The organism is Catenulispora yoronensis, assembly GCF_039531695.1.
Taxonomy (GTDB): Bacteria; Actinomycetota; Actinomycetes; order Streptomycetales; family Catenulisporaceae; genus Catenulispora; species Catenulispora yoronensis.
This window is the reverse complement of record NZ_BAAAQN010000004.1, coordinates 170,892-190,202: the sequence shown is the minus strand read 5'-3', so window position 1 is coordinate 190,202 and position 19,311 is coordinate 170,892. Positions and strand designations below refer to the sequence as shown.

At 70.1% G+C, this 19,311-nt stretch carries 16 protein-coding genes; 8 read left to right on the top strand and 8 right to left on the bottom strand.

The genetic code is table 11. The features are described 5' to 3' along the window. Positions 1-52 precede the first annotated feature (52 nt). Positions 53-2,209 carry a prolyl oligopeptidase family serine peptidase gene (locus ABD481_RS04880; RefSeq protein ID WP_344664291.1) on the top strand — a complete coding sequence of 719 codons (2,157 nt, stop codon included), beginning with the start codon at positions 53-55 and terminating at the stop codon, positions 2,207-2,209. 92 nt (positions 2,210-2,301) lie between these two features. On the opposite strand, the gene ABD481_RS04875 is transcribed toward ABD481_RS04880, so the two are convergent. Further along, positions 2,302-3,135, bottom strand: coding sequence for a dioxygenase family protein (locus ABD481_RS04875; protein ID WP_344664290.1), 834 nt, complete (start codon positions 3,133-3,135; stop codon positions 2,302-2,304). 138 nt (positions 3,136-3,273) lie between these two features. On the opposite strand from ABD481_RS04875, the gene ABD481_RS04870 reads away from it, so the two are divergent. Together ABD481_RS04870 and ABD481_RS04865 are read left to right on the top strand one after the other, a co-directional pair. Continuing rightward, a complete protein-coding gene (locus tag ABD481_RS04870; RefSeq protein WP_344664289.1) occupies positions 3,274-3,591 on the top strand; it encodes a hypothetical protein in 318 nt (105 codons plus the stop codon). A 265-nt stretch (positions 3,592-3,856) separates the two neighbouring features. Continuing rightward, on the top strand, positions 3,857-6,370 hold the full coding sequence (locus ABD481_RS04865; protein ID WP_344664288.1) for an ATP-binding protein: 2,514 nt from the start codon (positions 3,857-3,859) through the stop codon (positions 6,368-6,370). Positions 6,371-6,487: 117 nt separating this feature from the next. Here the strand turns inward: ABD481_RS04865 and ABD481_RS04860 are convergent, their stop codons facing one another. From ABD481_RS04860 to ABD481_RS04850, 3 genes are all read right to left on the bottom strand, one after another. Further along, the gene (locus ABD481_RS04860) at positions 6,488-6,874 is read right to left on the bottom strand and encodes a YybH family protein (RefSeq protein ID WP_344664287.1); all 387 of its coding nucleotides are present in this window, start codon (positions 6,872-6,874) and stop codon (positions 6,488-6,490) included. A 233-nt stretch (positions 6,875-7,107) separates the two neighbouring features. Continuing rightward, complete coding sequence (locus ABD481_RS04855; RefSeq protein ID WP_344664286.1) at positions 7,108-7,569, bottom strand: iron chaperone; 462 nt, start codon at positions 7,567-7,569, stop codon at positions 7,108-7,110. 213 nt (positions 7,570-7,782) lie between these two features. Next, positions 7,783-8,511, bottom strand: a complete 729-nt coding sequence (locus ABD481_RS04850; protein WP_344664285.1) for a TetR/AcrR family transcriptional regulator — start codon at positions 8,509-8,511, stop codon at positions 7,783-7,785. Between the two features lie 53 nt (positions 8,512-8,564). Here ABD481_RS04850 and ABD481_RS04845 point away from each other — a divergent pair, with 53 nt between their 5' ends. The 4 genes from ABD481_RS04845 to ABD481_RS04830 all read left to right on the top strand — a co-directional run bounded on the left by ABD481_RS04845 (position 8,565) and on the right by ABD481_RS04830 (position 13,688). Beyond that, a complete protein-coding gene (locus ABD481_RS04845; RefSeq protein WP_344664284.1) occupies positions 8,565-9,731 on the top strand; it encodes an FAD-dependent oxidoreductase in 1,167 nt (388 codons plus the stop codon). A gap of 183 nt (positions 9,732-9,914) precedes the next feature. Then, positions 9,915-11,021: a sugar ABC transporter substrate-binding protein gene (locus ABD481_RS04840; protein ID WP_344664283.1), complete on the top strand. Its 1,107-nt coding sequence runs from the start codon at positions 9,915-9,917 to the stop codon at positions 11,019-11,021. Between the two features lie 93 nt (positions 11,022-11,114). Beyond that, a complete protein-coding gene (locus ABD481_RS04835) occupies positions 11,115-11,912 on the top strand; it encodes an ATP-binding cassette domain-containing protein (RefSeq protein WP_344664282.1) in 798 nt (265 codons plus the stop codon). Between the two features lie 540 nt (positions 11,913-12,452). Further along, a complete protein-coding gene (locus tag ABD481_RS04830; RefSeq protein WP_344664391.1) occupies positions 12,453-13,688 on the top strand; it encodes a sugar ABC transporter permease in 1,236 nt (411 codons plus the stop codon). A 39-nt stretch (positions 13,689-13,727) separates the two neighbouring features. Here ABD481_RS04830 and ABD481_RS04825 read toward each other — a convergent pair whose 3' ends face one another. The 3 genes from ABD481_RS04825 to ABD481_RS04815 form a co-directional block, all read right to left on the bottom strand. Continuing rightward, the gene (locus ABD481_RS04825) at positions 13,728-14,795 is read right to left on the bottom strand and encodes a hypothetical protein (RefSeq protein WP_344664281.1); all 1,068 of its coding nucleotides are present in this window, start codon (positions 14,793-14,795) and stop codon (positions 13,728-13,730) included. A 92-nt stretch (positions 14,796-14,887) separates the two neighbouring features. Further along, complete coding sequence (locus ABD481_RS04820; protein WP_344664280.1) at positions 14,888-16,150, bottom strand: hypothetical protein; 1,263 nt, start codon at positions 16,148-16,150, stop codon at positions 14,888-14,890. A gap of 79 nt (positions 16,151-16,229) precedes the next feature. Next, positions 16,230-17,066, bottom strand: a complete 837-nt coding sequence (locus tag ABD481_RS04815) for an SAM-dependent methyltransferase (RefSeq protein ID WP_344664279.1) — start codon at positions 17,064-17,066, stop codon at positions 16,230-16,232. Positions 17,067-17,352: 286 nt separating this feature from the next. Between ABD481_RS04815 and ABD481_RS04810 the strand changes: the two genes are divergently transcribed. Then, entirely contained in the window at positions 17,353-18,003 is a 651-nt protein-coding gene (locus ABD481_RS04810) for an NAD(P)-dependent oxidoreductase (RefSeq protein ID WP_344664278.1), read from the top strand. Between the two features lie 38 nt (positions 18,004-18,041). Here the strand turns inward: ABD481_RS04810 and ABD481_RS04805 are convergent, their stop codons facing one another. Then, positions 18,042-19,256 (bottom strand): MFS transporter, encoded by a 1,215-nt coding sequence (locus tag ABD481_RS04805; RefSeq protein WP_344664277.1) that lies wholly within the window; start codon positions 19,254-19,256, stop codon positions 18,042-18,044. Positions 19,257-19,311: the final 55 nt, after the last annotated feature.

Here is a 19,311-nt window from a genome sequence, read left to right as displayed (position 1 = left end):
ACACCCCGCCCGCCCACACCCAGCGCCGCCGCCCGCCGGGCAGAATGGTCCCATGACCTCTGACGCGGCCGACACAGGCACCGGAAACGAATCAGGCACCGACACCGACGATCCGTACCTGTGGCTGGAAGACGTCACCAGCGAAGAGGCACTGACCTGGGTGAAGGAACGCAACGCCGAAGCCTTCGCCGAACTGGCCGGGACCCGGCGCTACGACACCTTCCAGACCGACGTCCGACGAATCCTGGACGCCGACGACCGCATCCCCTACGTGAACCGCTACAACGAATACCTCTACAACTACTGGCGCGACGCCACCAACCCCCGCGGCCTGTGGCGCCGCACCACCCTGGAGTCCTACCGCACCCCCGACCCCGAATGGGAAGTGCTGCTCGACCTCGACGCCCTGGCCGCCGCCGAGGACGAGAACTGGGTGTGGAAAGGCGGCTCGGCCCTCTACCCCGACTACGACCGCGTCCTCATCCACCTCTCGCGAGGCGGCGCCGACGCCACCGTCGTCCGCGAATGGGACCTGCCGACCCGCGAATTCGTCCCCGGCGGCTTCACCGTCCCCGAGGCCAAGACCAGAATCTCCTGGATCGACCAGGACCACGTCCACATCGGCACCGACCTCGGACCCGGCACCCTCACCGACTCCGGCTACCCCCGCCAGGCCCGACTCTGGGAACGCGGCACCGACCTGGCCGACGCGCCGATCGTGTTCGAAGGCGACCAGACCGACGTCGTCGTCCGCGCCTGGCGCGACCCGACCCCCGGCTACGTCCGGCACTTCGCCTACCGCGCCCCGGACTTCTTCACCACCCAGGACTACGTCCGCGCCGAGGACGGCACCTACCTCCTCATCGACGTCCCCGACGACGCCGACACCGACATCCACCGCCAATGGCTGCTGATCCGCCCCCGCTCGGCCTGGACCGTCAACGGCACCGAACACCCGGCCGGATCACTGCTGGCCGCCCAGTTCGACGACTACCTCGCCGGACAACGGAACCTCACCCCGGTGTTCACCCCCGACGCCCACACCTCGCTGAGCTCCTGGTGGTGGACCCGCGGCCACCTGATCATCTCCACCATGTCCGACGTCAAGACCGTACTCCAAGTCCTGGACCCGGCCCGCGACTGGCACGCCGACCCGCTGCCCGGCGTCCCGGCCATGGGCGACGCCCAGATCGTCGACACCGACCCCCACCACGGCGAGGAGTACTGGATCAGCGGACAGTCCTTCACCCAGCCGCCCACACTGCTCCGCGGCGACCTGGGCGAATCCGGCGAATCCGGCGACTCGGATGACCTGGGCGAGCAGGGAAGCGCCAGCACCGCCGGCACGGCCCGCACCACCGGCACCCCCCGCACCGAACCGGAACTCCTCCGACAAGCACCCGCCCGCTTCGACAGCACCGACATCCAAGCCGAACAGTACTTCGCCACCTCCGCCGACGGCACCTCCGTGCCCTACTTCGTCGTCGGCCGCCACCAAGACCGACCCGGACCCACCCTCATGACCGGCTACGGCGGCTTCGAAATCGCCGAAACCCCCGGCTACGCCGCCGTCACCGGCCACGGCTGGATCACCCGCGGCGGCACCTACGTCGTCGCCAACATCCGCGGCGGCGGCGAATACGGCCCCGACTGGCACAAAGCCGCCATGCGCGAAAAACGCCCACGCGCCTACGAAGACTGCGCCGCCGTCGCCCAAGACCTCGTCACCCGCGGCATCACCACCGCCACCCAACTCGGCATCCGCGGCGGCAGCAACGGCGGACTACTCGTCGGCAACATGCTCGTCACCTACCCCCACCTCTTCGGCGCCATCGTCTGCGAAGTACCACTACTGGACATGCGCCGCTACCACCGACTCCTCGCCGGCGCCTCCTGGATGGCCGAATACGGCGATCCCGACACCGACGACTGGAACTACCTGCGCACCTACTCCCCCTACCACCTGCTCCAACCCGACCGCCACTACCCGCCAGTACTCGTCACCACCAGCACCCGCGACGACCGCGTCCACCCCGCCCACGCCCGCAAAATGGTCGCCCGAATGCTCGAGCACGGCCTCGACGTCCGGTACTACGAAAACATCGAAGGCGGCCACGGCGGCGCCGCCGACAACGAACAAGCCGCACGGAAATGGGCTCTGGTACTGGAATTCCTATGGCGAAAGCTCGGACAGGAAACCGACAACTGAGGTAGGAGACCTCTGAGACAGCAGAGCAGCAGAACTCTCGGCGCGCGCCATTATCCTGGGCGCGCGCCGCTGGGTACTTCCTCTGACAATGTTCAGCCGAGGCGAATGTCGAACCGCGCCATCCGGAACGGCATGTCCACGCCATAGCGGCGAGCCGACTCCGCGTCGTCGCACACCACAAACGGCCTGATCAGGCTGCGCTTTACGGCGAACACCGCATCACTGTCGATATAGGGGCTGTCCGCCACGAACATATGCGTGGTCAGCGACTCGTGACCGGGTGCCGACACGATGAAATGGATATGCGCCGGCCGGTAAGGGTATCGGCCGGTCGCCGCCAGCATCGCGCCGACCGGGCCGTCCGTCGGGATCGGGTAGTGGCTGGGCACCACGGTCCGGAACCAGAACGCGCCCTGCGCATCGGTGTCGAACAAGCCCCGGCCGTTGCCGGGCGGCTGCCGATCCGGCTGCTGCACGTCGTAGAACCCGTCGGCGCTGCACTGCCACACATCCACGCTCGCTCCGGCCAGCTCCTCCCCCTCCGGGCCGGTCACCGTGCCGACCACCACGCACGGGGTGCCGACGCCGAGCTCGTCGATCGACGCCCCCAGCTCCCGAGGCGGCGAGGTCGTCATGTGGAACGGCCCCAGCACCGTCGCCTCCGTGCCGTGCCCGTGGCTGTTCAACGTCTCCACCAGCATCGACACGCCCAACACATCCGAGAGCAGCACGAACTCCTGACGCGTCGCGTCGCACATCTGCCCGACACCGGTCAGGAACCCGATCGTCTGCTCCCACTCCGCCTGCGTCAGCCGCACCTCACGCACCAGAGCATGCAGATGCCGCGTGACCGCCTGCATGATCTCCCGCAACCGCGGGTCCGCGGCCCCCGCGAAACTGTCCTGCACAGCCTGGTCGGAATCCACGTAAACACCCTTCCACGTCGCCAACGCCTAAAGCATTCTGAACCAAACCCTGAATCAGTGTCCTTGTTCACCGCTCCAACCCGTGCGATCGTGGCGAATGTCGCTATGCCACCGTTTCACACGGGAATGGAGACCACTGTGAACGCTCGACGCTTCGCGATCCTCACCGCCGCCCTGGCCACGGCCGCCGGCCTCGCCGGTCCCGCAGCCACGGCCACGGCCGCCACCGCCGGCCCGGCCGCGGCCACCACGCACGGCACCATCCACCCGGCCTTCATCGGCCACGAAGAAGGCCGCGGCGCCACCCTCGACGCCGCGATCCAGAACGCCAGGCAGCTCATGTACGGCGACTACGTCGGCTGCAAGGCCCCGTTCATCCTCGTCTCCGACGGCCAGTTCGCCGACGGCACCTGGTGGGCCGACCTCGCCGCCAACGGCTGCACCGGCTATCGGTAGGCGGTAATCGGCTACTGGTAACCGGTAACCCCCGAGCAACGACCGGTCCCCGTCCCCTGGACCCCCCGAACCAGGAAACCCCCACGGGACGGGGACCTCCCACAAACCCGGACACCTGCTGATAACACCCGACTGGCGCCGCACGACCACACCCGGACTCCGTACACTGACCGAACGTCACAGCAGCCGCGGCCGACGCACCAAACGCGACACGGCGGCCGCGGATCGCCGACGGACCGGATCAGTGCGCGACAGGGGTAGAGACGTGACGCTGGGAACAGAGATACCCGACCCGGACAAAGCCGGTGACCTGGCGGAATTCATCGAAGCCCTGGGGCGGCTCCGCCTCTGGGCCGGCGGCCCCACCTACCGCACCCTCGCCAAACGCGTCGGCCCGCTGCTCCCGGTCCCGCAGGAAGTCGCGCTCAGCACCGTCGCCGACGTCTTCCACCCCCAGCGCCGACGCCTCGACCTCGACCTCGTCGTCGCCATCGTCCGCGCCCTCGGGCTGCCCGACCCCACCGTCAACCAGTGGCGCCAGGCCTGCCTGCGCGTCCACCGCGTCTCCAAGACCGGCGGACCCGGCGGCGTCTCCCGGCAGCTCCCGGCGACACTGCCCACCTTCACCGGGCGTGTCGAAGCCCTGAAAGCGCTGCTGACGGCGACCGCGCCGAAAGCGGCCGTGATCGCCGGTACTGCTGCCGGTACTGCTGCCGGCTCGGTCGGTTCGGTCGGCCCGGTTGCCTCGGTCGGCTCCGGCACCCCCGCACCGACCGTCGTCATCACCGCCGTCGAAGGCATGGCCGGCGTCGGCAAAACCCAACTCGCCGTCCACGCCGCCAACGAACTCGTCAAAGCCGGCCACTTCACCGACACCCAGCTCTACGTCAACCTCCGCGGCTTCGACCCCGACCAGCCACCCGTCGACCCCTACGAAGTCCTCGGCGGCTTCCTGCGCGCCATCGGCGTCCCCGCACCCCAAGTCCCCGCCGCCCACGACGACCGCGCCGCCATGTTCCGCGACCGCATGCACGACCGCCAAGCCCTCGTCCTGCTCGACAACGCCGCCGACGAGGACCAGGTCCGCGACCTCATCCCCGCCTCCCCCACCAGCGCCGTCCTCATCACCAGCCGCCGCAGCCTCGTCGGCCTGGACTCCGCCACCGTCCACCGCCTCGACGTCTTCACCCACGACGAAGCCATGACCCTGCTACGCCGCATCGCCGGCCGCCAACGCATCGACGCCGAACCCGAAGCCGCCACCGAACTGCTCGCCCTGTGCGGCCAACTCCCCCTCGCCGTCGTACTCACCGCCTCCCGCCTGCGCGCCCGCCCCAGCTGGACCATCGCCCAACTCGTCGAACGCCTGCGCGGCCGCCTCCTCGACGCCGCCAACGGCGGCGGCCGCGACCTGCGCGCCGTCTTCGACCTCTCCTACCAAAGCCTCGCCCACACCCCCCGCCGCCTCTTCCGGCTCCTCGGCCTCAACCCCGGCGCCGACATCACCGCCGAAGCCGCCGCCGCCCTGGCCGGAACCACCACCGCCGAAGCCGGCGAAATCCTCGAAGCCCTCCTCGACGAACACCTCATCGAACAGCGCACCTTCGGCCGCTACGAATTCCACGACCTGCTCCGCGACTACGCCCGCCAAGCCGCCGTCGACCAGGAACCCGCCGCCGAACGCGACGCCGCCATCGACCGCCTCATGCGCTACCAGACCCACACCACCGCCACCGCCATGCAAATCCTCACCGGCCGGCCCAACGAAGTCACCCCCGACGGCACCACCCCCGTCCCACCCCCCGCCATGCCCACCGCCGAACAAGCCCGCGCCTGGCTCGACGCCGAACGCGCCAACCTCCTGGCCACCAGCGAACTCGCCACCACCGGCGGCTGGCACACCCACGGCTGGCAACTGCCCGCCATCATCGGCACCTACCTCCACCTGCAACTCGACAACGCCGCCTGGGTCACCGTCAACGAACGCGCCGTCACCTCCGCCGGCCGCCTCAACAACCGCCGCGCCATGGCCATCAGCACCAAGAACCACGCCGCCGCCCTCATCTACTCCGCCGACTTCACCTCCGCCCAACCCGTCCTCAACACCGCCCTGCACCTCATGCGCGAACTCGGCGACCTCGACGGCCAAGCCGGCCTCCACAACAACATGGCCATGATCGACTGCCTCGCCGGCCGCTTCACCGTCGCCATCGACCACTACCAACGCTGCCTCGACCTGTGCCGCGAACTCGGCTACACCACCCGCATGAGCACCCCCCTGGGCAACATCGCCATCTCCCTGTGCTGGCTCGACCGCGCCGCCGAAGCCCTGCCCTACGCCGAGGAAAGCCTCTCCCTCGTCGAACAAAGCGCCGACCGCAAAGGCGAGTGCTACGCCCTCAGCGCCGTCGCCAACTCCCACCTCGGAATGGGCAACCACAGCACCGCACTCGCCTACTTCGACAAAGCCCTCGCCTCCAGCCGCTCCGTCGGCAACCGCGGCAACGAAATGCTCTGCATCGACGGCCTGGCCCGCACCCACGCCCGCCAAGGAACATTCGACGACGCCTACCGCTTCCACAACGAGGCGCTCGCCATGGCCGACAGCATCGGCAACTCACCGGACCTGGCGCGGCTGCTGAACAACCTGGCCGATACCAAGCGGCGTCAGGGGCGGCGCGAGGACGCGCACGCAACGTTCAAGCAGGCGCTTGAGGCGTCGTGGAGCGAGTTCGAGCGGGCGCGGGCGGAGCAGGGGATCGCGGATACGGCTCGGTGAGTTGTGTGAGAGCGGCTGGGCAGGAGCAGCTCGGCGGAGCAGAGGGAAGTCGGAGGCCGGGATCGCGATCTCCAGATCGCTGCGACAGACGCTTCCCGCCTTCGGGGAGCTGCTCGGTCATGCGGGGACTTCCGCCGGCTGACAGTTGAGGATGGTGAACCGCCACGAACCGTCGGCCGACCGGAGGGCAACGGCGGTCGTAGTTCCGGTCGGCGAGATCCGTGTGCCGTCCGGTGCCGTCGCCTCCAGGTCCCAGTCGACGATGATCAGAGCCGTGTCGCCCCCCACCAGGGTGGACCTGGGCTTGTTGGTCAGACGCGCCTGGGCCGCGATCGACTGGACCGCCTCGGCGTGCAACGCCTCCGGGCCGGTGAGCACCTTGCCGGTGAAGGTGCGCATCGTCGCGTCCTGATGGAACAGGGCGAGGACGGCGTCCGCGTCGCCGGCGTTGAGCGCGTCGGCGTAGACGAACGGGAGGCGGGCCGGGTCGGTGATGCTGCTCATGGCTGACTCCTCCTGGCGGGTGGTCGCGCTGAGCTGACAGTACCTCCCCGTCCACGCACGCCGGCTTGCGCCAACCCGTGGATGGTCTCGATCTTCAAGATCACGAAGTGGGCTGGTTGCTGTAGAAGAGTGCCGCCGAAGGCGGCTCCTTATTGGTTGTGGTGAGTGTGGGAGGTGAGGCGGAAGGTGAGAGAAGTTGGGGGCCTGTTATCTAGTTGGTTGGAGATGTCGGATCAGCCCGCTGCCTTCTTGATGAGCGCGGTGATCTGCGCCTCGCCTTCGGGGGTCAGCTCGGTCACGGCGAATTCGGTGGACCAGATGGCGCCGTCGTCGAGGGAGGCCGCGTCGCTGAAGCCGAGGGTTGCGTAGCGGGCCTTGAACTTGGCCGCGCACTTGAAGAAGCACACGACCTTGCCGTCCTTCGCGTAGGCCGGCATGCCGTACCAGGTCCGCGGGATCAGGTGCGGGGCGGTGGTGCTGATGATCTCGTGCAGCTTCTCGCCGAGGGCGCGGTCGGAGCCGGTCATCTCCGCGAGCTTGGCCTGGATGTCGGCCTCGCCGTCGGCCCGGGCGGTGTCCTTGCTGCGACGCGCGGTGGCCTTCTGCTCCTTCGCGTGCGCCTTCATCGCGGCGCGCTCGTCGTCGCTGAAGCCCTGGTAGGTGTCGGTGGCGGCGTCGGACTTCTTGGCGGTCATGGAAGGTCTCCTTGATTTCGGGGTGATGGAAGAGTGGACGATCAGGTTGTTGCATTGCCACCCGTTCCCCTGGGGGCGTGACACCATCACATCCGAACCGGCGCGCGCACACGAGACCGATGGGACGCCGTGGGACACCGGGACCACCTGTGAGCTGCCGTGATGGCGCGTGAGGGATTTCCAGCGGGGCGGGACACGGACGCTGAAACGACTCTAGGCCTTATGGGATTCGGACTGCTGCGCAAGCTTCATCGCCACAGCGTCAAGGACCCAATCCAGGCCGGTCGCGAAGGACGCCTCGGGCTCCACCTCGGTGGCGTCGTGCACGAATCTGGCCAGTGCCGGGAAGCGGCCGGTAGCCAGCAGCTTCGTCACGTGCGAGCCCGAGGCCTGCTGCCAGTCGCGCTCGGCCAGGCCCGTGGTCCGCACGGCCCGAACTTTCGCGATCTCGCGCCGGATCGCGCCGATGCAGTACGCGCTGACGGTCTCCACCGCGCGCAGGGTGGTGTCGACGTCCGCCAGGCCGTCGAGCGCGGCCAGCTTGGCCTCCGTCACGGCGAGGCTGTTCGGGCCCAGGGAGGGGCGGCCGCCGAGCAGGTCGGCCAGCCATTCGTGGCGAAGTGCGGTCTGGCGGGTCCGGTGGGACAGGACGCTCAGCGTCTCCCGCCAGTCGGCGGGCTGCTCCGCGGTCGCCGTCTCGGGCAGGGTCTCCGGCAGGATTTCGGCGTGGACCTCGTCGACCATGAGGTCGAACAGTTCCTCCTTGGTGGACAGGTACCCGTACAGGCGCATCGGGCCGGCGTCGAGGCGGGCGGCGACCTTGCGGAGCGACACCGCCTCCAGGCCGCCTTCGTCGGCCAGGGCGATCGCGGCGGCGACGATGCGCCCGCGGTCGAGAGGCGCGGGGCGGGTCGGCGGTTCCGGGCGGTCCCAGACAGTCATGGGCACACTGTACTGTTGCGATACGGCGTCTGGGATCAATACAGTGTATCGGCATGAGACATCGCATCGCGGTGGTCGGGGGCGGTCCCGGCGGCCTGACGTTCGCCCGCGTCCTGCACCGCCACGGCTATCCCGTGTCCGTCCTTGAGCGTGACCCCTCCCCCGATGCCCGGCCTCCGGGCGGCACGCTGGATCTGCACCAAGGGCTGGGGCAGCTCGCGCTGGAGAAGGCGGGGCTGCTGGCGGAGTTCCAGACGCTGTCCCGGCCCGAGGGGCAGGCCATGCGCATCCTGGACACGGCCGGGACCGTCCTGCGCGACTGGCGGCCTCGGCCGGACGATCTGGCCAATCCCGAGATCGACCGCGGGCAGCTCCGTGACCTGCTGCTCGGATCTGTCGACGTCCGCTGGGGGCAGTCCGTGACCGGTGTGGAGCCGGGAGATCGGGGCGGCGGCGCGGTGGTCCGGTTCGCGGACGGGCACGAGGAGACGTTCGATCTCGTCGTGGGTGCGGACGGCGCGTGGTCCCGGGTCCGAGCCGCCGTCTCGCCGACGATCCCGCACTACACCGGCATCACCGTGGTCGAGACCTCCCTGGACGACGTCGACACCCGTCACCCCGAGCTCGCCCGGCTGATCGGCGACGGTTCGGTGGCCGTGTACGGCGTGAACCGGTCGATCGTCGCCCAGCGCAACAGCGGCGGACACGTGAAGGTGTACGCCCGGTTCCGCGCCCCGCTGGACTGGCACACCGGCCTGAGCCCGGACCTGGCCGACGCCGACCCCGACGCCATCCGATCGAGTCTGCTGGCCCTGTTCGACGGCTGGGCCGCTCCCGTCCTCGACCTGCTCCGGCACGGTGCGTCCTTCGCCCACAGGCCCCTGTACGTCCTGCCTGTGGACCACACCTGGCCCCCCGTGCCGGGCGTGACGCTCCTCGGCGACGCGGCGCACCTGATGCCGCCGCTCGGCGCGGGCGCGAATCTCGCGATGCTGGAAGGCGCCGAGCTCGCTGAAGCCATCGTGGAGACTGGTGCCGACGCCGACGCCGCCGACACCACTACCAGCCTCGAAGACCTGGACAAAGCCGTCCGCGCGTTCGAACAGCGGATGTGGGCACGCGCCGGCAAATGGGCGAAGATCACAACCGCCGGTCTGGAACGCCTCGTCAGCTCGGATCCGACGGAAGCACTCGCCCAATTCGAAGAGGTCCAGTCATAGGCCGAATCGACCCCTCTTTCTCCAGACACTGACAAAGCCCAAATCCTCGCACTCCCGTTCGCCCGTAATCCTTCCGCCCGCTCTCACCACCTCCCGAGTGGCGGAATCGGCTGGCGCGATCTCTAGTGGTGCCCAGTGGAGGCCGCCCGATGGCGTGGTGGCCGCGAGGAAAGGGCGTCATCCATGTACGACCAGCGCCACCCGCGTCGTGGACGCGCGGTCCGCGTAGCCGGCTGTGCCGCTGCGGCGGCCGCCCTCGCGGGACTCGCCGTCGGGTGCGGTTCTGCGAAGTCCAGCAACAAGAGCTCGTCCGGGTCGACCGGGACCGGCGGGGCCGCCGGGGCCGGCATCCGCGTCGGCATCCTGCTCCCGGAGTCGAAGACCACGCGGTACGAGGCGTTCGACAAACCGCTGCTGGAGCAGGAGCTGAACGCCAAGCTGCCCGGCGTGCAGATCGACTACTACAACGCCGGGCAGGACGCGCCCACACAGCAGACGCAGGTCGACACCGCGCTGACCAAGGGCGACAAGGTGCTGATCCTGGACGCGGTGGACTCCAAGTCGATCCAGACCTCGGTGCAGAAGGCGCATGACGCCGGCGTCAAGGTCGTCGCCTACGACCGGCTGGCGCAGGGTCCGGTCGACGCCTACGTGTCGTTCGACAACGAGAAGGTCGGCGAGCTCCAGGGCAAGGCGCTGCTGGACGCGCTGGGGTCGGGGGCCGAGAACAAGCAGATCGTGATGATCAACGGCTCCCCCACCGACCCGAACGCCGGGCAGTTCAAGGCCGGTGCGCACAAGTCGCTGGACGGCAAGGTGAAGATCGGCAAGGAGTACGACACTCCGCAGTGGGACCCGAACACCGCCAACCAGGAGATGTCCGGTGCCATCACGGCGCTGGGCGCGCCCAACATCAACGGCGTGTACTCCGCCAACGACGGCATGGCCGCCGGCATCTCCACCGCGCTGACCGCGGCCGGCCTGCACGTGCCGCTGACCGGTCAGGACGCGCAGCTGGACGGGTTGAAGCGGATCCAGGCCGGCACGCAGACCATGACGATCTACAAGCCCTACAAGCCGGAGGCCTCGGCCGCGGCGGACGTCGCCGCCGAGCTGGCGCAGGGCAAGACCCCGGGCTCGGACCTGCTGCCGGACAAGGCCACCTCCGGCTCCGGGCAGGAAGTGCCGTCCAAGCTGATCACGCCGACCGTGGTCAACAAGGACAACATGTGCTCCACCGTCGTCAAGGACGGCCTGTACACCGCGGAGCAGATCGGCATCACCTGCTGATCCGGCGCCACCCGCTGATCCAGCGCCGGCCGGGCGTCCATCCCCGGCGACCCGGCCGGCGCCGAACCATCCCGACGCGACGCGGAGGACCCCATGCCCGACCCGAACAGCGCGCCCGTGCTCGAACTGCGCGGCGTCTCCAAACGCTTCGGCGCCGTGCAGGCGCTGACCGAGGTGGACCTGGCCGTGCACCCCGGCGAGGTGGTGGCGCTGGTCGGGGACAACGGCGCCGGCAAGTCCACGCTGGTGAAGACCATCGCCGGGGTGAACAACCCGGACGAGGGCAGCATCGTGTGGCAGGGCAAGGACGTCACCATCCGGGGCCCGCACGACGCCCAGAAGATCGGGATCGCCACCGTCTACCAGGACCTGGCGCTGGCCGACAACCTGGACGTGGTCGGCAACCTGTTCCTGGGCTCGGAGATCACCTCGGCCGGGATCCTGGACGAGATCTCGATGGAGGGCCGCTCCCGGGAGCTGCTGGAGACGCTGTCGATCCGCATCCCCAGCGTCCGCATCCCGGTCGCCTCGCTGTCCGGAGGCCAGCGGCAGACCGTGGCGATCGCCCGCTCGCTGATCGGCGACCCGAAGGTCGTGATGCTCGACGAGCCCACCGCCGCCCTCGGCGTGGAGCAGACCGCGCAGGTGCTGGACCTGGTCGAGCGGCTGCGCGACCGCGGCCTGGGCGTGATCCTGATCAGCCACAACATGGTGGACGTGATGGCGGTCGCCGACACCGTGGCGGTGCTGCGGCTGGGCCGCAACAACGGATTCTTCGACGCCAAGCGGACCAACCAGCAGGAGATCATCTCCGCGATCACCGGTGCCACGGACAACGCGGTCACGCGGCGCGCGGCGCGGACCGGCGGCGAAGGGCCGGGCGCCGGGTAGCGGCGGATAGCGGCGGAAGCGGAAGCGGTACCACGCGGTACCACGCGGTACCACGCGGTACCACGCGAAAGCGGAAGCACGCGGAAGCACAACGAACTGGCAGTGGAGCGACAGGACCGGCGGCACGAGGGGGACAGCGATGGTGGAAGGACAGGACACCCGATGAGCCAGAACCCCAACACCTCTCCGGACGAGGGCGGCGGCCGGTCCGGGCCGGGCGACTCCGACGGTCTCGGCGCCGGTTCGAGTCCGGGTTCGAGTTCCGGTTCCAGCCCAGGTTCCAGCTCCGGCTCCGGCTCTGGTTCTGGCGGCAGCGGCAGCGGCACTCCCGGCGAGGGCACTCCCCCGTTCGGCAGGCCGCGCGCCGCCGGCGGCTCCGGGGCGTCGGGACCGGGCGCCGAGGTGTCCGGGGCCGACACCGGGGCCGAGCGCGACGTCGTCGACCTGCTCTCGCACGGTGCCACCAGCGCCGAGGCGGTCGCGGCGGCGGCCGGGTCCTCCGGGGAGCCGGCCGAGTCGGTGCGGGAGACGATCGGGACGATGGTCCCGGCCGCCGGCTCGGCCGCGGACCCGCGGCTGGTGGTGCGCCAGAGCGGCTTGTCCGGCTACTGGTCGGACTTCATGCGGCGGGTCAAGGGCGGTGAGCTCGGGTCGCTGCCGGTGATCGGCGCGCTGATCATCATCTGGATCGTCTTCTGGCTGTTGAACTCCAGCTTCCTGTCCGCGCAGAACCTGTCCAACCTGTCGCAGCAGATCGTCGGCACCGGGATGATCGCGCTGGGCATCGTGTTCGTGCTGCTGCTCGGCGAGATCGATCTGTCCGTCGGCTCGGTGTCCGGCCTGGCCGCCGCGGTGTTCGCGGTGAGCAGCGTCAACCATGGCGTGAACGAATGGCTGGCGTTGGTGCTGGCGCTGGCCACCGGCGCCGCCACCGGCCTGATCCACGGCTTCTTCTTCGCCAAGATCGGCGTGCCGGCGTTCGTCGTCACCCTGGCCGGCAACCTGGCGTGGAACGGCCTGATGCTGAACGTGCTGGGCGCCTCCGGCACGGTGAACCTGCCGAACGACGGCATCGTCGCCCGGCTCTACAACACCTTCTACGGCCAGCTCGCCGCCGCCTACACGGTCTCGGCGATCGCGGTGGTGCTCTACGCGGCGATCGCCTGGTTCGGCCGGGCCCGCCGGGTCAAGGCCGGGGTGCCCGCGCAGCCGGTCGGCGAGATCGCGGCGCGGACCGTCTTCCTGGCGATCGTCGCCTTCGGCATCGCCTACCTGTTCAACCAGTACAAGGGCCTGCCCCTGGCGCCGCTGATCTTCCTGATCTTCATCGTGGTCGGCGACTTCATCCTGCGCCGCACCGTCTACGGCCGCCGCGTCTTCGCGGTCGGCGGCAGCATCGAGGCCGCGCGCCGGGCCGGTATCAGCGTGCCGTTCATCCGGATCAGCGTCTTCACCATCTCCGGCTTCATGGCGGCGGTCGGCGGCATGTTCCTGGCCGGGCAGATCGAGTCGGCCTCGCAGACCTCCGGCGGCGGCAACCTGCTGATGAACTCCATCGCCGCCGCCGTCATCGGCGGCACCAGCCTGTTCGGCGGGCGCGGCAAGACCTGGTCGGCCCTGCTCGGTGCCCTGGTCATCGGGTCCATCCAGTCCGGGATGAACATCCAGGGCCTGTCGAACAGCATCCAGTACATGATCACCGGCGCGGTGCTGCTGGCCGCCGTGGTCATCGACTCGGTGGCGCGGCGGACGCAGAAGGCTTCCGGGCGGGCGTAGGAGGCTTCCGGGCGGGCAGTGCGGTCCGGCGCCGCGAGCTCAGGGCAGGACGTCGATCGACCACCCGGCCGACGTCTTGGCCCAGAGCACACAGGGCTCCTCAGGCAGGGTGATCTGCATCCGGGTCCCCTCGGCATACCACCGGAGCCGGACCGGCTGCTGGTGGCTGGCGTTCCGGCACAGTTCGGTGCAGTCGCAGACCGCGATCTGGTGGAACTCCAGCTCGTTGACGGTCTGGAGGATCGCGCGGGCGCCCACGGCCGTGCAGTGAACGAAGCCGCCGCGCGGGCCGCTGGCCGTGGTGGCCAGGGGCGAGATGTCGCTGAGATCGACGATGCGCAGCTCCCAGCGCGCCCGCCAGTTGGCGTCGACCCGCACGTGGGTCACGTTCGGCGGCAGCGGGATGAGGTTGGCGGTGGCGCGGTCGGCGGTGGTCTTCGCGACGTGCTTGAGGCGGCGCGAGCCTGACTCCAGCAGGTGGACTTTGACCGTGGGAGCCCAGGTGTCCAAGATCGTGACCGCGATGAAGGTGGTCCGGTGTGTCGCCGGGCGGTCCAGGGCGATGGTTTGGTCGTCGCGGCCGATCCAGCGGTAGGCGGCGGGTTCGGGGCCGAGCGCGGTGCCGGGCGCGGTGGTGGGTTCGATGGTGAGGTCGGTGCCGACCCCAGATTCCCTGAGGTCGTCGAGCGCTTCACGTCCGTCAGCGATCTCTTTGGCGACAGCGCGGCCGTCGTCGTGTTCTGCTTCGGCGAGCGCGCGGCGAGCGTGGTCGAGAGCCCGCTTCGCGGTCCAATGCAGCTCGCGCGCCTCGGGAGTGGCGGACGGGGCTTCGGGATCGAAGACGACGGCTGCCAGCTCGGCTTCGTAAGCGGCGATCACCTCGGCGGCGACGCGGGTGCGGACCGGTGGGACGCTGTCGAGCGAGAGGACAGCGTCGGCCAGGGGTGCCGGGGCTGAGGCGGCCGAGGCTACCGACGTCGGCGACCCGATCCCCAACGCCGCCAGCTGCTCGGCCACGATGCCCGGCAACAGCTTCGCGACGATGGCTTCCAGCAGTTCGGGAGATATCTCGGCACGGCTGGGAGGGGCCTGCTCGCTGCTGCTCATGATCCTGTTTTACCGTAGGCGGACCCTTAGGTAGGGGGTATGTCTCATCGGTAGCTCAGCGCTCATGATCCGCCAGTCTTGGGGCCTGTTATCTAAACGCCAATCCCACCGGTCTCGACCAACAGACCGTCGAGCGCGGCGGACGGATCGCCGGGCGTCCGCAGTGGCGGCGTGAGGTCCAGGATCAGGATGATGCGCGCCGCGATGCCCAGCTCCGCGTAGGCGGCGAGTTTGTGGTGGCCGTCGACGACGAACCCGGTGAAGGCGGTGTGGGGTTCCTCCCGGTCCCAGTTGTGGCGCTCCCCGAGGTGGGCCGCGACCAGGGCGGCCGGGCGCGCGCCGTCGGTGATGGCTTGGACGTAAGCCTTGACCGTGGCGGGGTCCAGGTCGGGCTGCGTCGGGGCGATGACCAGCGGGTTGGGGCGTCCGGTGTGGGGTGGCTGGTACAGGCGCTCGTGGTTGACCGGGTCTTCGGTGATGTCGGCCAGGTCGTCGGGATCGGTGACGCCTTCCAGCGCGTCCTCGGTGTACCAGGTGTCCATCCACGTCACCGGTTCCAGCGGCTGGTCGATGAGGCGGAGCTGATAGCGGGACGAGGCCAGGGCGCCGACGACCGGCTCGATCGCGTCCAGCAGCTGCCGATCGAGGGTGCGGACGTCGGCGACCGCGCTGCGCACCGACTGGGCAAGGTCGACAGCTTCCTGCGGCGACCAGCCGGCCCGGTGGAGGTAGACCTCGCAGGTGCTGCACACCGTGCCGACGCCGTAGAGGCCCTGGCCGGCGTGGTACCAGCTGTAGTTCCACTCGGGCCAGGTGGCTTTGCCGGAGGTCGGGTCGGGACCGAGGGCGAAGACGCCACGGCCGTCATGAACGACGGCCTCCACGCGCGTGTCGGTGGCGGCGCCCCAGACGACCGACGGCGTCGGGTCGACGCTCAGATCCAGCGCCGCCCACGCTTCGCGCAGCTTGGCGACATAGGCGTCGCGCTCGGGACCGCTCCACTGGACGCCCTCCGGAGGCGGCGCGCTGTGCCCGCTCAGACGCTTGATGGCCCTGCCGAGCCAGTACAGCGCCCACTCCGGGGCGTCGGGAATCAGCGCTTGGAGCCGCCGGGCGGCGGCCACGTCCCCGGTCCGCTCCACCGCGATGGCGACGAAGCCGAAGAGGTGCGAATTCTGCCGCTCAAGCGTCTCGATCAGCAACGCCTCGATCTGCTCGGCCGAATCGGCGTCACCAACCGCGCCGAGCTCGAACGCGGCCCGCACCCGAGGCTCCAGATCGCTGCGTGCGCCGCTGCTCAGTAGGGCGCGGAGCGTTTCGAGGTCGGCTGGCTCGGCGGGCCTGATCTTTGACATGCGGGACAGGCTACTGACGGGTGGTGCGGTGCGCGTCGCGATTATTCGGGGGCGGGTCGGTCGACGCCCCAGCCGCCCCTCACCGCTTGAACGCCACTCCCCCGTCGAGCCAGATCGTCTCCCAGTCCTCGCGGACCGGGCCGTCCGGGCGCCACTGCGGCAGTTGCACCACGCCGGGGTCGACGAGTTCGAAGTCGCCGAACAGGGCGGTGATCTCGGCGCGGTCGCGGACCACGACTTGGGATTTCGCCTTGTCCCAGCCCTTGCGGGCGGCGGCGCTGACCTCGGGTTGGCCGCCGTCGGTGCCGTGGGATACGACCAGGGCGCTGCCGGCTGGCAGGGCGTCGCGGAAGGTGGCGACGATGCCGGGGACATCCTCGTCGTGGGCGACGAAGTGCAGGAGGGCGACCATCAGGACGGCCACCGGCTGGGTGAAGTCGAGCAGGTCGCGGACCTGGGGGTGGTCCAGGATGCTCTTGGGGTCGCGGACGTCGGCGAGGACGACGGTGGTGCGGGCCTCGTCGCCGGCGAGCAGGGCGCGGGAGTGGACGGCGACGATGGGGTCGTAGTCGACGTAGGCGACGCGGGCGTCGGGGTGGACGGCGCGGGCGACCTCGCCGGTGTTGCCGGCGCCGGGCAGGCCGGTGCCGATGTCGAGGAACTGGGTGATGCCGGCCTCGGCGAGGTGGCGGACGGCGCGGCCGAGGAAGGCGCGGTTCTCGCGGACCATGGCGCGGGCGGTGGGCGCGGCCTTGATCACGACTTCGGCGGCGGCGCGGTCGACCTCGAAGTGGTTCTTGCCGCCGAGCATGTAGTCGTACATGCGAGCCGGGTGCGGCTTGGTCTGGTCGATCTCCGGGGGCAGCCAGCCCGGCAGGAGCGGAGCGGGTTCCTGGCCCAGGTGCTCCTCGGTCATCGCGCGCGCCGCCCTCTCTCGTCGGAGTGTCGTCCGGTCGGAGTTTCGTCCAGTCGGAGTGTCGTCCGGTGGCCGCGGGACTCCCCGCGTCGCGATCACAATAGCTGATGATCATCGAGGACTGATACCGGCAGTTCCGGTGTCTGCGCGTGGCCGGATGGTCACGCATTGCGGCCTTGGCGGACACGGCAGGACCCGCCGACGCGCCGCGGCTGTCCGTCTGGTGTCCAATTGAACCGCCGTGTCCATAGCGAAGCCGTTGAAGAACCGCTCAAGAGGAGCCTCGATGAACATCGTCCTGTTCGGCGCCACCGGCATGGTCGGATCGCGGATCGCGGCCGAGGCCGCCGCTCGCGGGCATCGCGTCACCGCCGTCTCCCGCTCCGGCGGCCTGCCCGAGACCGTCAGCGGCGACGACAACAGCGTCGTCGCGGTCGCCGCCGACGCCCGCGACCGCGAACGCGTCGCCGAGCTGGTCAAGGACGCCGACGTGGTGGCCGCCGCGCTGGTCCCGCCGCGCGACGGCTCCGATCCCCGCGCCCCCTTCGTGGCGCTCTACACCGACCTCCTGGCGGGTGTCACGGCCGGCGGCGCGCCCCGCACCGTGATCGTCGGCGGCGCCGGGTCCCTGCGGGTCGCTCCGGGCATGCGCCTGGTCGACACCCCGGACTTCCCGGCGATGTACAAGCCTGAGGCGCTGGCGCACGCCGATGTCCTGGACGCCCTGCGCGCCGACGCCGCGACGCTGCCGATGTGGACCTACATCTCCCCCGCCCCGCAGGTCGGCCCTGGGGAGCGCACCGGCGACTATCGGCTCGGCGTCGGCGACGACCTGCTGCCGCAGGCCGGGAGCATCAGCGCGGAGGACTACGCGGCGGCGTTCGTGGACGAGATCGAGTCGGGCGCGCATCCGCGGCAGCGGTTGTCGGTCGCGTAGCGAGTTGCGCGTCGCGATTTGCGAGTAGCGACTAGCGACTAACTACTAGGAGGCGGGAGAGCGACCGTTCGCCTGGACGGCGCAAGCGCAGACACTCTCCCGACCCGCAGCCCCGGCGCCAGCACCAGCGTCACCCCCACGGACAGCACAGCCATCACCGTCATGGCCGCCGCCGGTGACGACCACTGTGCGATCACGCCCGCGACCACCGCGCCCACACCCTGCATCGTCAGCATTCCCGAGGAGTGCAGTCCGAGCGCCTGGCCGCTCAGCTCCTCGGGCGTCAGGGCCATGAGGTTCTCCTGGAGGAGCAGGCTGGCCGCGTAGCCGATCGAGGCCGTCGCCACGATCACCGCTGTGACGACGAGCGGCGGCTCGAACGCGAACGCCAAGTACGGCGCCGCCAGCAGCAGCCGCAGCGGCGGACCGAGCACCGCGCGCCAGCGCGCGGGCAGGAAGCGCCCCGCCACGACGTCGCCGATGAGCATGCCGAAGGCGGCGGAGGCGAACAGGACGCCGGCGTGGCGCGGCGAGTACGCCACGAACAGCGATTCGCAGCCCACGATCAGACCGTTCGGCACCCAGAGGGCGAGGAAGACGTAGCGGCGCGGCACCGACGACCACAGGAAGGCGTTGTTGCGCCACGTCTGACGGACCGACGCCCGGCCGCGGGCCCGCGGCGGCCGGGGGCTCAGGCCCAGGCGGGCCGTGATGGCGGCGGCCAGGAACAGTCCCGCGCCGACCAGCAGCGTGGTGCGCGGAGTCAGGGCCGTGACCAGCAGGCCTCCGAGGCCGTAGCCGCAGATCTGCATCGTTCCCACGGACATGTTGAGCACCGAGCGCCCGAGCAGGTAGCCGTCCTTCGCCACGACCTCGTTGAGCAGGCCGTAACGCACTCCCCCGCCGACCGAGGCCAGCGTCCCGACCACCAGCAGGATGCCGAAGGCGCCGGCGACCGGGAGCCCGGGTATGGCCTGCGCGGCGGTGGCGAGCGCGAACATCAGCGGCAGCCCGGCCAGGGCCGCGCGCGGGGCGAGGCGGTCGGCGGCCGACATCAGCATGGTCGCGCCGACGACCTGCGCGAGGCTGGGGCCGAACATGCTGAGCGCGGACAGCAGGGGCGAACCGGTCGCGGCGAAGATCAGGGTGCCCAGGGCCAGGCCGCTGACGGTCTGCCCGGCCACCTGTGCCACGCTGGTGAAGAACAGCGCCCGGTACTCCGGGACCGCGAAGAGTTGTCGGTAGGTTCGCATGCTCGAAAGTGTCGATTCCGAGGGCGCGGACCCGTTACTGTTTCGCCAGGAGGCG

Bases quoted from the DNA above. Each gene is read 5' to 3' on its own strand.
- ABD481_RS04825 (WP_344664281.1), bottom strand. From the start codon at position 14,795: ATGAGCAGCAGCGAGCAGGCCCCTCCCAGCCGTGCCGAGATATCTCCC.
- ABD481_RS04830 (WP_344664391.1), top strand. From the start codon at position 12,453: ATGGTCCCGGCCGCCGGCTCGGCCGCGGACCCGCGGCTGGTGGTGCGC.
- ABD481_RS04815 (WP_344664279.1), bottom strand. From the start codon at position 17,066: ATGACCGAGGAGCACCTGGGCCAGGAACCCGCTCCGCTCCTGCCGGGC.
- ABD481_RS04840 (WP_344664283.1), top strand. From the start codon at position 9,915: ATGTACGACCAGCGCCACCCGCGTCGTGGACGCGCGGTCCGCGTAGCC.
- ABD481_RS04820 (WP_344664280.1), bottom strand. From the start codon at position 16,150: ATGTCAAAGATCAGGCCCGCCGAGCCAGCCGACCTCGAAACGCTCCGC.
- ABD481_RS04880 (WP_344664291.1), top strand. From the start codon at position 53: ATGACCTCTGACGCGGCCGACACAGGCACCGGAAACGAATCAGGCACC.
- ABD481_RS04860 (WP_344664287.1), bottom strand. From the start codon at position 6,874: ATGAGCAGCATCACCGACCCGGCCCGCCTCCCGTTCGTCTACGCCGAC.
- ABD481_RS04835 (WP_344664282.1), top strand. From the start codon at position 11,115: ATGCCCGACCCGAACAGCGCGCCCGTGCTCGAACTGCGCGGCGTCTCC.
- ABD481_RS04850 (WP_344664285.1), bottom strand. From the start codon at position 8,511: ATGACTGTCTGGGACCGCCCGGAACCGCCGACCCGCCCCGCGCCTCTC.
- ABD481_RS04855 (WP_344664286.1), bottom strand. From the start codon at position 7,569: ATGACCGCCAAGAAGTCCGACGCCGCCACCGACACCTACCAGGGCTTC.
- ABD481_RS04805 (WP_344664277.1), bottom strand. From the start codon at position 19,256: ATGCGAACCTACCGACAACTCTTCGCGGTCCCGGAGTACCGGGCGCTG.
- ABD481_RS04810 (WP_344664278.1), top strand. From the start codon at position 17,353: ATGAACATCGTCCTGTTCGGCGCCACCGGCATGGTCGGATCGCGGATC.
- ABD481_RS04845 (WP_344664284.1), top strand. From the start codon at position 8,565: ATGAGACATCGCATCGCGGTGGTCGGGGGCGGTCCCGGCGGCCTGACG.